Here is a 12,500-nt window from a genome sequence, read left to right as displayed (position 1 = left end):
GCGGTAGCGCCGGAGCCGCCAATCCACGCCAGCCGGTCAGTGTCCGAGATCGCGCTTGAGGGTCTCGAACTGCTCTTTGGTCAGTTCACCCCGGGCAAACCGCTCCCGGGCAATCTGAAGGGTGCGGTCCGTGTCGAACACGCTGCCCGCATGACCCCCATGCGAACCCTGGTTGAGGGCGCGGACCAGCACCACCAGCCCGACGATGATCACCACCATAAACAGCAGCATGCCGATCCATCCAAATCCTCCCGAATCCATCCCATAGCCGTAACCGTTCATCTTGACTCCTTTGTTCTCTTGAGTGACCGTTTGAGGTTGACGCTGTTCCCGGCAGGTTGCGCCCGGGGTCTGCCAGGTCTTCGCGTGGATGAAGGGATCTGGATCATGGATTCGCGCCCAGCATTCAGGGTGTGGTTGAGCGGATCAGGATCTCGCCGCATCACACCTCGGCCAGCACCCGTTGAAGCATTGCCCTGGCCTGGACCCCGAGTGGGCCGAGCGCCTCATTGTCCGTCAATCCGAGGGCCAGGGCCGGGTTGAGAAAGCCCACCTCCGTGCCGTTCTGCGTGCCGATCACGAACGCGCCACAGGGCAGCAGGGCGACGATGCTCGGGTCGAGTTCGAGGGCCTGTCGAGCCAGATCCGGCGAGCTGGCCCTAGGCCCAACCACACGGCCCCGAAGCCGGATCGGCTTCAAAAGTTCGCTTGACGGCAAAGTCGGTCATTTGACCCTCCTGAATCGGCACGGGTCTACTTGACCTCACCGAGATAAGCGCCGTGCCAGCCGTGCACCCAGACTTCTCCGGTGAAGGCATTGATCGACAGCATGCCTTCGGTGGCCTTCCGCCCATAATCGAAGGTGTAGTACCCAGGAAACGGCATCCCTTCAAACACCTTGCTTCCGGGCAGGTATCCGGCCACAAAGGTGCTGGCGAGCTTCTGTGCTGCCGTCTGGGTATATCGGGCCGGGGCTACAGGAACCTGACGGCCCTGGTTGAGGCCGCCCATCATGCCGTTGCCAAACTGGCCGCCCTGCATGCCGAAGCGGGTGTTCCAAAGCATGTTCGGGCCGGGTTCAGGCTGGACCACCCCGGTATAGCGGTTGACCAGCACCTCGGCCAGGCCTGCGCCAGTTGCAACGTCCACCACCTGGAAGTAGTCATTTTCGGCGAAGACCATGAAGTCCCTGATCTTGACCTGAGCGCTGTACCGACCCGCGAATCCCTGTGCGCGCCGCCGGGCCTCGTCCTGTGAGATGGGGCGTGACGAGGGCGCGTAGAGGCCCATCATTGTGCTGCCCATGCCGTTGTCTCCCATCATTCCCACACTGGCGCCATTGCCGCCCATCATCCCCTGGCCATTCCCCTGTCTCATCCCACCGTTTCCCGGCTGACCCATCATGCTCTGGGCGAACACGCTTCCTATGAGGCCGAACAGGAGCAGTCCGGTGCCGATCAGCAGTTGATTGCTCGTCTTTTTCATCTTGGACCTCCGTTGAACCTGAAGGTGGTGATCCCTTCCAGGCGTGTTCAGCACCGTTCAGAAGTGAACCCGCTTGTCCTGAACCCAGCGCTGCACTCTGAACGTAGTTGTCAGTCATTACCAGGGCATTACTGGTGGGTGTGGGGCTCCAGGAACACAGATGGTTGTACCTGAAGGCCGGGCCAGCCCTGTGTCAGAAAGGTCCACCAGCGTGCGGATCAGTCGTGTGCGTGTCATACGGACTCCGATTAAATCTTGGCTCTTCCTGGATTCCAGGGAGCTGAGAACGCTCTGGTAAACTGTCGGCATGCTGAATTTGATTCAGCTCCTGGACGATGAATAATGCTTCAAAGTCGTGCGGGAACTCCGTTGGCCCGGTGGCGTGACATGCCCGCACTGCCACGCACCGCATGTCGTCAAACAAGGCCGGGAGACACCCAGCGGTTCAGACAGCGAAATCGCTGTCTGAATTGCCAGCGGAAGTTCGATGACCTGACCGGCACGGTCTTTGCCGGCCACCACCACCCCCTCCGGCAGTGGGTGGCTTTCTTGGTCAGAGCAGCGCCGATGACGACGCTTGACCGCTGCCTCTATCTGATGGGCCTCAATCTGAGTCACCGTCAGATTGCGCATGAACTCGGCCTGAACGAAGATGATGCTCAGAACATGACCCGAAGTCTCCGGCAAGGCGTGGTGGAGGCGTCCATCACGCCTCCCCTCGCCGGCACGGTCGAGATCGACGAGGTGTATCTGGTGGCGGGGCACAAGGGGCAAAGCGATCTGGTGAAAAAAAATCTCGGCCTGGCCGCAGACGACGTTTGAAAGGCAAGCGAGGACGCGGCACTGCCGCGTCCGACAAGCCACCAGTCCTGGGGGTTGTGGCAAGTTGTTGTTTCCTCAGCACCCAAAGCGCCTCAGCATCGCAGGCGGCCTGAAGTTCAGGCCGTCTGCCGCACCACTTCGCGCCATAGCGTGAACGCCTGTTGTAAGTGGTGGCGACGGTGATGAGCTGGTACGGTGCAGCGGGCCGGGTAGTGCAGATTCGTAACGCGGGCGTGCAGGTCGAGAAATCCCTGTGCGCGTCGTCGTGATCTGAAGCCGCGTTGCTGGCGCTCTTGTCGTCGGGTGGGACGGTGAGATTGCTCCACGAGGTTGTTGCAGCGGGCCGTGGAGACCACCTGGACGTGCTCCACACTGTGGAGCACGGGAAGCTCACGAAGGGCCGCCCCATAACTCCAGAGCTTGTCAGTGTGGACCGTCTCTGGAATGTCGTGCTCACCCAGGAGGCGGACAAAGAAGGACTTGGCTGCCTCAGTATCGCGGTGCCGCTGAAGGACAACGTCCAGCACGATGCCATATTCATCAATCGCCCGCCACAACCAGTGAGTGATGCCGCCCACGTCCACATGCATTTCGTCGAGATGCCATCGGGAACCCCGTCGGGACTCCCGATGGCGCAGACCCTGGGCGAATACGTCGCTGAACTTGATGCACCAGCTGCGGATTGACTCGCGGGTGACGCAGATCCCTCGTTCCAGCAGGAGTTATTCAACATCCCGATAGCTCAGCGTAAACCGGTGATATAGCCACACGGCGTACCCGATGACCTCACGAGGGAACCGATATCTGGGAAGCTTCTGACCGCTCAACACCGCGCCACCCTACCAAAACAACTTGCCACAACCCTTTGCACATTCTACAGATGACGCAGCTAGCCGTTCGCTGAACAGAGAGTCCAGTCCAGGCGTGTAGATCAGGATCAGGTTACACTGCTGTGCAGTGGAAGCCTTTCTCCGGTGAGCACGCTCGTAGAAGCCCTGCCTCTGGCCACGGAACATGGTTCCCGGCTGTGGTCCTGGCTGTCCAGCCTTGATCCGGCCGTCCTGAATCTGTCCACCTTCGGCCTGATGGCGCTGGAGGGAGCAGGTATTCCCGGCATTCCCGGCGTGATTCCCATGCTTGCCCAGGCGGCGGCCATTGACGCGGGCCACACCACCCTGACGGCGGCGCTCATCTGGGGCGTGCTGGGCAACTGGCTGGGAAGCTTGCTGGGCTACGCCGTTGCCCGCTGGGGCGCACATCTCCTGCCCGCCCGCTGGCTCAAAGCCCGCAGTACCCAACGCGCGGCACAGCTGCTGGAACGCTGGGGCGCGGGACTGGTCATCGTGAGCCGCACAGTGGGTAGTCTGCGCACGCCCGTGACTCTGCTTGCTGGCCTGAGCCATTATCCCCTGCCCAAATACACCCTGTTGAGTCTGCTGGGGGCGGCGGTACATGTGGGCGTCTGGCAGACGATCCTGTGGAAATTCGGTCCGCAGATCCTACCAAAGGTTGGGCGCTGGGGCGTTGACTTGGCCATCGGCGCGGTGCTGCTCGTGCTGGTTATCTGGGGACTGAAGGTCTACCAGGCGCGAGACGGCGTCAACATACTTGAAAGGGGCGAGGATTCGTCTGCCTACGGCGGGGCTGGAGAGGGCGACAACTGACCTGGTCCTCACCCATCTACAACAGTTTTGGACTGCCACATGAAATAGATAGTTTCTGGCAGGTTTGTACGAAGGTCCCGAACAGTCTCGCTGGGAATTTCACCAACAGATCCTGGGCGTAACAAGCCCTATTTTATAGGTCTTGAGAAACCGCCAAAGGCAGGCTGAGCCACTTGGCCGAGCTGATCGAAGAAATGCACCGTCATTTCAACAAACGCCGCTTCCCCATGGCCAAACGATTCATCGGCTTGTCCGGAGACTGATTTTTCGGTAGCCCCGCTGAACATCTCTGTCGCGCCCCTCTACGTCTGACCGCCTTTGTCATAATCGGGCGATGACGCGGCAGATGGCAAAGCGGACGCAGGACGTCCCGGCGGCAGGCAAATACAGCGCTTTCCTGACGGACGTGGAAGCTGTCCGCGCCCTGCTGCTGGCAGACGTTCGCCGCCGGTCCCGGCCCGAACCTGTCCCCCGCCCACGTGACGGGCTACGGGGCTGGCCGCTGCTGTGGGTTCCGGTTGTCGAAGTGCTGGCCTGGGGAGTTGCCTTCTGGGGTCTGCATGTCAACAACGACCTAGCGACGCTGGGCGGCGTAGGGGTGGCCCTGCTGACCGTGATGGTCTGGACCGGCGTGTCCGTGCGGCAGTTCCGCGAGGACTGGCAGCGGCGCCGCGAGGACAGTCTGGAGACTGCCACCCGCGCTGCCGTGAGCCATCAGGAACTGGTGGTGGCCCTGCTGGGTTTTGGCCGTGCCAGCCTGAACTTCGTGGCCGATGAGTACCGGGACCGCGAGGCGCGGGTGGCCCGGCGCACCGGACTTGTGGTTGGCCCAGCGCAGGCGGGGGGCATCCTGGGCCTGATTGGGCTGGGCATCGCGGCCAGCGCCACCCTCACCCGCGCCTTCAGCGACAACGCGGCGATGTCTGGCCCCGTGCGGGACCTGATCTGGCTGATCCTGCTGGTGATCCTGAGCCGCAGTGTCACCGCCCTGCTGATCCGCCACAACACCAGCGCCCTGCTGAACTACTCGGACATCCTGCAACGCGTCAGCAGTGCCAAGGCCATCCTGGACGCTGAAACAAACGAAGGTGAGGAAGTGGCACTGGAAAACGAGCAGGAGGTCCACGCCGCAGAGGAGGCCACCGAGCAACAGGAACGGCGCGAGGCGGAAATCGAGACTGACGAGTGGGCCCGAGAGGACCGGGAGCTTCGGGAGCAGGTGTCATCACCTCAACAGCGAGAGGAGATACGGACTGAGTGAGGTTGCGGGCCTGGGCATGGCATGTAGGGCGTTGAAAGACAAATCCCCTCCCAGTCACGCGGTCATCACCATGGTCTGAACATAGATGTTGAGTCCTGGGATTGATCAAGAACGCAGGCGGCTGAGGTTGGTCTGCGCCCGATTGGCTGCACAAGTTTCAGTAAAAGCTCAAGCCGTGTGGATGGGCAAAACGGCAAAAACGCATGCGCAACCGGATGGATTTGGGTAAAGTCCGATCAGGAAAGAGGTCTGTACAGCCTGGCCTGTGTTCCAAAGGGAGGTCCATCATGCAGAACACGAGTTGGTTCAAAGCCGCATCTCTTGCCATCGGTTTCGCGCTCGTACCGTCGGCTCTGGCGGGGGGAGGAGGCGCGCCTGTCAGTATCTTCGGCACCTGGGAGGTCACGGCCTACCGCTTCGGTGACGGCATCTCGGTGGGGGAAGACCAGGCCAAGGCCAACCTGGGCAAAATGCTGACCTACAGCGCCAACCGCGCCGTCTCTGATGAGAGTTGCGACACCCCGACCTATTCACTGGCACGCACCACCGACCAGGCTTTTCTGGAGAACTACCGCACTTCACTGGCCTCAATAGGCATCAAGGGCAGTGCCGTGGAAACCGTGACCATCCGGTGCGCGGGCAACGACTGGACTGAGTTCGGTGCCACCGTGTTCAGGATCTCGGACCGCGAGGCTTTAACCCTCTGGGACGGCGTGTATTACGTCCTTGAACGCCAGGGCGACTGACCTTGATCCAACGAAAAGCGTCCTGACCGATGAGGTCAGGACGCTTTTCGTTGACCCTTGCATTCAGCGGAGTTGCAACAACTCCACAAACTGGTCCAGCCGCGTGACCTCAGGATTGGAGTTGCTCTGATCCAGCGTGCTGTTGACGCCCGCGAAATAGGTATTCACTTCACCTTCGTAACGGGCGCGGTCCTTGTCATTGTCCTGAGGCTGGGGGGCCACGTCATATCCGCTGCCTTCCAGGCTCTCGCGGGTAGGCAGCACGTTGCCAGAGAACGAGCCGTTCACCGTCACCAGATATCTGCCGTCGCGGCTGATGCCCTGGAACACGTAACGCACATCGGTGCTGGCGAAACGCCGCACGTCCTGCGAGAACGCCCCCAAGTAACGTACACCGCGCAGATTGGCTGACGACAGGCTCTTGCGCGCCCCAGCCACGGCCAGCGACGCGTTCACGGTGTCTATGGCGGGCAACCGGAAGGCGGCGGCAGTGTTCAGTGGGGCCGGATTCTCAAGGAGTGAGCGGAGGGCCTTTACCTGTTGACCCACGCTGCCCTCGGTCTGCTCGGGGTATTTCTGAAGCAGGGCGGCCAACGGATAAATGCTGACGGTGGTTTCGATGCCATAAGCGTCGGGGGCACCCTGGAGTTGAAGCTCAAGGTGAGTCGGAGGGAAGAAACTGGGTTCCTCGCGCCTCGCTTCCCCCTGAACCACCCGCAGCGGACCAGCCTGGGGAAACAACGCCTGATTCCAGTTCACTGTGGGCAGTGGCTCAACAGGCAGAGGTCCACTTCCCCCACCGGCCAAACTGGAAGAAGCCAGCACAGAAAAACTGAGGGCGAGGAGTGGGCGGGCTTGCGTCTTCATGCTCCTATTGTTCAGCTTTAAGAAGCAAAACGCAATTGAAGTTAGTCTTGAGTCGATTATGCGTCCTTAATCGGCCACGTCTTGGCATTTGGATATATGAATCGTCAAGTTGCCCAGAATGAAATGGCAACCTTGCTTCTGTAAAGAGTTTTGATATACCCGAAGACTGAATGCCAAATAAGTGCAGGATTCTTAGCACAGCGACTTCAGAATCGGCACACTTTAAGGTCCTCAGAGAGGATCGGAACTTCTTCCCACTCTTAAATCACTTCCGAATGAGTCTTCAAAAAACGACGGAGCTGTCAGCCCCGGCGCATAAAAAAGATGCTGTTTAGATATCTTCGTTGGTTACAGATGTGACATTACAGGTGCCATATACGGAAATACTGCCAAGAGCAATGTCGTCAATCTGATAGTTCGACGATCCGGTCCTAACCTTGAGCTGAGGGTAGAAGCTGCCCAGGCTATTGCCGGCAGTCACGATCTTGACCTTCTGGGTGGTAGGCGTGACGATAATACTTTGCGGAAGCAGGCCGCTGCCTGTTGAGGAATTTGCCTCAAATTCCACCCTGTATTTACCATTGCCAATGCTGGCAAGCTGTTGGCCAGTCACCGTAGTTGTGAAGTTACTGTCGTACTGGCTGGTAGAGTTGCCCTTCAGACCAATAACAACTGATTCAACAAAACCTTCCAAGGTCAGATTGATGGCGACTTCCGTTTTCTTGTTCCGCGCTCCGTTACCGGTGACATTGTCACACGCAACGAATCGACCGGAAGCCGAGTTCAGCTTGTATTCGGTGCGAATGCTGTCGATTTTCCCCTTGCCGCTGCCATCCGGTGCACGGCCGCTGTTACAGCTCGCCAGAAGGCCGGTCATGGTTACAGCTGCCACTGCCATCATTATTTTTTTCATGCCTCTTACTTTCCTATATTTTTCGGTCAAATGGGTGATTTTTACATTGATCAAACATAAGGGGCAGGTGGCTTAAGACTGAGTCTTCGGATACTATTATTAAGAGATTCCTGACAATTGACTGGTCACCTGCCTTGATGAGAGCCTGCCGCCGTTCAGTGCGGCAGCTTCAGCATGCCCGCGTACATGGCAATAAACATCTGCTCATCCAGCGGTTCAGGTCGGTTCCGAGTGGCGCTGACACACCACATCTTGCCCACCTTGCTGGTGAGCTGGTTGGTCAGGTTGAGCACACCGGGTTCGGAGCCGCCCTTGAAGCTGACACTGGGGAAATCGGCAGGATCGGCCACACCAGGGTTCTGCCAGGTCTCGGGCAGTTCCGCCATCAGGCGGCACAGGCCCTGGGCGCTGACAAACCATTCCACGTCCGTTGCAATGGTCAGGCCCTGCACGAAGACCATGGCATTGGACAGTGGCGCGGCGTCTGCCTGCTTCAAGACTTCCTTTCGCGCGGCCCGGTCCAGCCCCACTGAACGGTAGGCGCGTAGCAACTCGATATTGGCCGGGTTCTTGAGGACGAAGAACTCGCGGGTGCTGGGCATGTCGGTCTGTCCCAATCTGGCCTCCACACCCGCGCGCTCCACGGACTTCAGGAGGAGATCGGCGGCAGTGTTATCGCTCACGCTGATCATGCGGGCGGCCAGAGGCTGTGGCTGTCCCTATTCCTGCACGAGGAGGCTGACCTATCCGGGGAGAGCAGCGAAGACGGCGCGGGCTTCCGCCAGAGTCTTGTAGGAGACTTCTGGCGGGACAGGTCGCAGAAAGAAGCTGGAGATCCGCCCCTGAACATCGACTTTGAAACTGGTCACGTCCCACGCGCCCTTCTCAAAGGTCAGACGCCAGCCCGCACCTTGCGGGTCAACCTTCTGGAGGGTTCCGAACTGGGCACGAATGCTGGCAAACAAAGCCCTGATGTCGTCCGTCTTCGCTTCTGCCAGGAACTCGGGGCTAAAGCGCGACACGTCTACAGGATCGGTTTTAAACAGGCTGGTCAGTTGTAGGGCGGCCTCATCACTGCTGCCCACAGCGGCTTCCGGTTCGGCCGGGCGCAGCAGCAGGCCCGTGAATCGGCCCTGGCCGTCCAGACTGATACTGGTGGCGTCCCACTGACCCTTCTCGAAGGTCAGTCGGTAGCCGCCGTCTGCAATCTGCACGTCTTGCAGCGCCCCGTACTCGGCGCGGATGCTGGCGAATAACGTGGTCAGGTCTTCCGCGCTGGCCTGCTCCAGAAACGACGGGTTGATCAGTGACAGGTCGAGCGGATCGGACCTGAAAAGCTTCTCCAGCAGCGTCGCTACCTTGGCTTGTTCGCCCCGCGCCGCCGCCGGATCAGCCGCCATTGAGGCCGGGCCAGTTGCTGTACCGAAAGCGGTCAGTTTGCCTTGACCGTCCAGAGAGGCGGCCGTGATCACCAGGGTTCCGCGCTCGTAGATGGCCAAGGGGCGGTCCTGGATGGTGTCCAGTCGTATGAACTTGCCGTAGGTGGTGCTGACGCTCTGCAATTGCGCCGCAACGGTCTCAAATGACACCTGCGCCAGAAAGTCCGGCGAGAACCATTCTGCCTTGATTTCCGGCGCGGACAGCAGCCGCGTGATGGCCTTGGCCTGCGTCAAGGTTTGCAAAGTCTGCGCCTGCGCTGGAGTAGAGGCCATCAGGGCGATGGTGGTCAGGGTCAGCAGGGATCTGTGCATACCCCACGATACGCGGCGGGGATGATGAGGGTTGCCGCATTTCCGACGTGGCGAGAAGGGTAGAAGGCTGGAATCATGACCGACATGGTTTCGGCAGGACCACGGTGCCGAGCAGGCGCAGCACGCTCGACACCGTGTCCGTGATCCCGATGGCCATTGCTGGCGTCCGTTGCGCATATTGACGACGCCCCACCGGTTCATCCAGCTTGACTCGCAGGCTCCGGTTCACCCGACAGAAGTTGTAGACCCCGCCCACCAGATCGCTCACCGTCTGACGGACGTGGGGAAGCCTCGCGAACGCGAGGCTTCTGCGGACCTGGTGTGGATTCATGCGCCGGGCCGTCCCGGTGTGCCGTTCCACTGCCGAGGTGTTGGGGGTGTTGTCGCCGAGAGAGGCCAGCTCCTGATTGACGCGCCGCTGGCTCCCAGCGGCGCGTTCGATACGGATGTCCACGACGCGCTTGCCTTGATACGTCTTGATGATGCGCACGTGCCCTGAAGTCCGGGGAATGCGGTACTGAAGTTTGGGGAAGCGTCCACGCTTCCCCTGACGCTGGGGCTGGAAGGGGCGTCCAAACACGGCTGGGAACAGCGATTCATACGGAAGCCAGCCATCGGTGAAGAGCACAACGCCATGTGGATCGTGCAGCCGTGAACGGGCGCCGAACAGCAACCGCACTGCCAGATCAGTCGCTCTCGCCCCCAGAGCGTTCTGGACGATGAATTTTGAGCATGGGTCGATCACCGTGGCCTCCCAGCACGGCTGATCCTTACGCCCCACGAAGCCGTGCCGTTCATCGGCCTGGAGGCTCGTCACGTGCAGATCCTGGGCGTGTTGATCGTGAACACGCGCAGCGTGTTCACCTGCGATGCACGCCAGCCGGGAGACGGTGGTGCGGTGGGTATGGGTGAGTTCAGCGGTTTGCTTGAAGCTGTTCCCGCGCGTCACGTGCTCCACGATGCTCTCCACCCGCTCACAGGGGAGCTTCACGTTCCAGAGGGCAGTGCCTTTGAGTTCACTGAATTCCCGGGCGCAGGTCGAGCAGCGGAGCAACCGGCGCGGCCCCGAGCGCGTGTCGTACCACTTGCGGTGACGAATATTCCCGAGACCTGGCTGGCCAGCGGCTGGACAAGCAGGGCCCTGGCAGCGGAAACTGTCGAGTGAGGGTGATTGCATACGTCCGGGGCGTATCCCCGGACGCCACTCATGTCAGGCATGTCGGGCATGATTCCAGCCTTCTACCGCGAGAAGGCCATCGGGAACACCCAGCTTCTGGATGACGCTGTCGGGCCTCCGCCTCGAGATAATGAGGACAGCGCTTTTGAGCGAAAAACATCAGCACCTGACATTCAAGAGAATAGGTGCGCCAGTGGCAGGAAGCGTTGTCTTCAGGAGCTGAAGCCAGCGCCAGCAGGCACCAGTCCTCTACCACACGGCCTGACTGGGTTGCATCCAGCCTCACACGTGCCGCAATGCAAGCCATTTCTGTCGGCGTCTTGTTTGACATATGGGTGTGGTCCGGCGCGTGACCTCTGAGGCATGACCAAGTACACTTTGGACACCCAGGCTGATGAGGGATGAAGTGCCCCATCGTCTGAAGCCGCCAGCCTATCCACCTGAAATCAAGTTTTACCCCAAAGGAGTTCCTGATGCGTCACCTGATCCTGACCGCCGCCCTACTGCTGCCCCTTGCCTCCGCTCAGGTGTCTGTCTCAGACATTCCCGCTCTTCCACCCAGTGCTGTTGGCCCCGTCGCCAAGGTGGAAATCGAGGAATTAGAGGTTAAGGCCGCAGTCAGCACGAACGCCACGCCCACCGTTGCCAGCGGGGATCAGGGTGAAATCATGGTCCCGGTGGTCGCCACCGACAAGAACGATAATCCGGTGGCAGGCGTGGCGGTGACCTGGGAAGTGAAGAACACCGGGAAGAACCCACTCTATGTGATCTCCAGTATCGTCAATAACCAATCCACGGCGATTGCAGCCACCATCTCGCCAGATCAAACGGTGAAATATGAGACCATGACGGGCGTGGACGGCAGCGTGACACTCCTCTTGAATGCCACCGCCAGCACATCCGCCACCCTGACGTTGACCGCCTCTACGGGCGAAGTAAAGAACCTGGGCGGCTCCACGCAGACGATTGAATGGACCAGTAAATAACGTCATCAACTGGGCAGATTCCGTGCGAGAGTGTGGGGCACAGCAAGAGTTCTGTGGCGGGCGTCAACCACGATCTGGGCGGATGACGACAGGGCTGGCCGAGAAAGTCGGCCAGCGGAAGGTGCATGGAAAAACCCGCCGACTGGGGCGGGTTCGTCGTGTTGCCGAAAAGATTAGTTACAGCGTTTAACGGCGTACAACTGGTTCAGTTTGCCAATGCGTTCGTCGGCGGCCTTCTGCACCTGATCGTTGGTGTACTCGTTCGCCACAACGCCTGGGATGAAGAAGATGGCCCATGCGACGTTCTGGGTGCTGAGGCCCCGGTTGCTGGTGGCCTCGGCACGGGCTGACTCTGCGCGGGTGATCTCGCTGCGGACCTCGGAGCAGGACAGATCCACGTCGGGCTTCTGCGCGTTGGGGTTGTAACGCGGGGCGCAGGAGGAGAGGGCGAGGGCGGCCACGGCGGACAGCAGCAGTGCTTTTTTCATGGTGAGCCTCCCCGCTCGTACAACCCTGTGCAGAGCGGTTCTTGCAAGAACTTAACATCCTGAAAGCGGTCTTTTGAGTTGAAAGTCTAGCGCACTTCCACAGCCCCAACATTTTCTCCAGCCATCCTCCAAGACAACTTGGTGTACTGCCTGTTCGAGAACCTTTCCTAATCCTGTCTCTCTTGGCAGTACTCCGGAAGGTTTTTGACGAATGGGGTGGGGATCGTCCATGTTGATGTGTGGCAACAAAACGGACGACCCCCAGCCAGATTCTAGCGGCCCTGCTCCCTGGAACCAGCCTGCGTTCCACCCAGGCCGCCTATCTTCAGGTGCTGTTGGT

The 12,500-nt window shown here is 60.0% G+C and carries 14 protein-coding genes and 2 pseudogenes; 6 read left to right on the top strand and 10 right to left on the bottom strand.

Annotated features, from left to right (window positions below; translation table 11 throughout):
• Positions 1 to 36: 36 nt before the first annotated feature.
• The 3 genes from BOO71_RS08600 to BOO71_RS08590 all read right to left on the bottom strand — a co-directional run bounded on the left by BOO71_RS08600 (position 37) and on the right by BOO71_RS08590 (position 1,485).
• Complete coding sequence (locus BOO71_RS08600; protein ID WP_075831533.1) at positions 37 to 282, bottom strand: SHOCT domain-containing protein; 246 nt, start codon at positions 280 to 282, stop codon at positions 37 to 39.
• Between the two features lie 160 nt (positions 283 to 442).
• Positions 443 to 673 (bottom strand): DUF302 domain-containing protein, encoded by a 231-nt coding sequence (locus tag BOO71_RS08595; RefSeq protein ID WP_175607406.1) that lies wholly within the window; start codon positions 671 to 673, stop codon positions 443 to 445.
• A gap of 80 nt (positions 674 to 753) precedes the next feature.
• Entirely contained in the window at positions 754 to 1,485 is a 732-nt protein-coding gene (locus BOO71_RS08590; RefSeq protein WP_075831531.1) for a hypothetical protein, read from the bottom strand.
• 352 nt (positions 1,486 to 1,837) lie between these two features.
• Here BOO71_RS08590 and BOO71_RS29175 point away from each other — a divergent pair.
• Both BOO71_RS29175 and BOO71_RS28285 read left to right on the top strand, forming a co-directional pair.
• Positions 1,838 to 1,954 (top strand): annotated as a pseudogene (locus BOO71_RS29175) (transposase); the annotation flags it as partial.
• Positions 1,955 to 2,052: 98 nt separating this feature from the next.
• Entirely contained in the window at positions 2,053 to 2,307 is a 255-nt protein-coding gene (locus tag BOO71_RS28285) for a hypothetical protein (RefSeq protein ID WP_075831530.1), read from the top strand.
• 116 nt (positions 2,308 to 2,423) lie between these two features.
• Here the strand turns inward: BOO71_RS28285 and BOO71_RS08575 are convergent.
• Positions 2,424 to 3,134, bottom strand: a pseudogene (locus tag BOO71_RS08575) (IS6 family transposase).
• A gap of 147 nt (positions 3,135 to 3,281) precedes the next feature.
• Between BOO71_RS08575 and BOO71_RS08570 the strand changes: the two are divergent.
• The 3 genes from BOO71_RS08570 (at position 3,282) to BOO71_RS08560 (ending at position 5,978) form a co-directional block, all read left to right on the top strand.
• Positions 3,282 to 3,971, top strand: coding sequence for a DedA family protein (locus tag BOO71_RS08570; RefSeq protein WP_254843090.1), 690 nt, complete (start codon positions 3,282 to 3,284; stop codon positions 3,969 to 3,971).
• Between the two features lie 334 nt (positions 3,972 to 4,305).
• Positions 4,306 to 5,232, top strand: a complete 927-nt coding sequence (locus BOO71_RS08565) for a hypothetical protein (protein ID WP_139322842.1) — start codon at positions 4,306 to 4,308, stop codon at positions 5,230 to 5,232.
• 287 nt (positions 5,233 to 5,519) lie between these two features.
• Positions 5,520 to 5,978, top strand: coding sequence for a hypothetical protein (locus BOO71_RS08560; RefSeq protein ID WP_075831528.1), 459 nt, complete (start codon positions 5,520 to 5,522; stop codon positions 5,976 to 5,978).
• Positions 5,979 to 6,041: 63 nt separating this feature from the next.
• Here BOO71_RS08560 and BOO71_RS08555 read toward each other — a convergent pair whose 3' ends face one another.
• The 5 genes from BOO71_RS08555 to BOO71_RS28280 form a co-directional block, all read right to left on the bottom strand.
• Positions 6,042 to 6,845 carry a hypothetical protein gene (locus BOO71_RS08555; protein WP_139322841.1) on the bottom strand — a complete coding sequence of 268 codons (804 nt, stop codon included), beginning with the start codon at positions 6,843 to 6,845 and terminating at the stop codon, positions 6,042 to 6,044.
• Positions 6,846 to 7,176: 331 nt separating this feature from the next.
• Positions 7,177 to 7,758 carry a hypothetical protein gene (locus tag BOO71_RS28695; protein WP_254843089.1) on the bottom strand — a complete coding sequence of 194 codons (582 nt, stop codon included), beginning with the start codon at positions 7,756 to 7,758 and terminating at the stop codon, positions 7,177 to 7,179.
• Positions 7,759 to 7,913: 155 nt separating this feature from the next.
• Positions 7,914 to 8,450 carry a hypothetical protein gene (locus tag BOO71_RS08545; RefSeq protein WP_075831526.1) on the bottom strand — a complete coding sequence of 179 codons (537 nt, stop codon included), beginning with the start codon at positions 8,448 to 8,450 and terminating at the stop codon, positions 7,914 to 7,916.
• Positions 8,451 to 8,501: 51 nt separating this feature from the next.
• Complete coding sequence (locus tag BOO71_RS08540) at positions 8,502 to 9,509, bottom strand: hypothetical protein (RefSeq protein ID WP_075831525.1); 1,008 nt, start codon at positions 9,507 to 9,509, stop codon at positions 8,502 to 8,504.
• Positions 9,510 to 9,582: 73 nt separating this feature from the next.
• The gene (locus BOO71_RS28280) at positions 9,583 to 10,686 is read right to left on the bottom strand and encodes an IS1 family transposase (protein ID WP_439823021.1); all 1,104 of its coding nucleotides are present in this window, start codon (positions 10,684 to 10,686) and stop codon (positions 9,583 to 9,585) included.
• Positions 10,687 to 11,159: 473 nt separating this feature from the next.
• On the opposite strand from BOO71_RS28280, the gene BOO71_RS08530 reads away from it, so the two are divergent.
• On the top strand, positions 11,160 to 11,672 hold the full coding sequence (locus tag BOO71_RS08530) for a hypothetical protein (protein WP_075831524.1): 513 nt from the start codon (positions 11,160 to 11,162) through the stop codon (positions 11,670 to 11,672).
• A gap of 173 nt (positions 11,673 to 11,845) precedes the next feature.
• Here BOO71_RS08530 and BOO71_RS08525 read toward each other — a convergent pair whose 3' ends face one another.
• Complete coding sequence (locus tag BOO71_RS08525; protein WP_075831523.1) at positions 11,846 to 12,160, bottom strand: hypothetical protein; 315 nt, start codon at positions 12,158 to 12,160, stop codon at positions 11,846 to 11,848.
• Positions 12,161 to 12,500: the final 340 nt, after the last annotated feature.

The sequence above is a fragment of the Deinococcus marmoris genome, from assembly GCF_001949125.1.
GTDB lineage: Bacteria > Deinococcota > Deinococci > Deinococcales > Deinococcaceae > Deinococcus > Deinococcus marmoris_A.
Note: the sequence above shows the minus strand (reverse complement) of the source record. Positions and strands in the feature narration are given on the sequence as shown.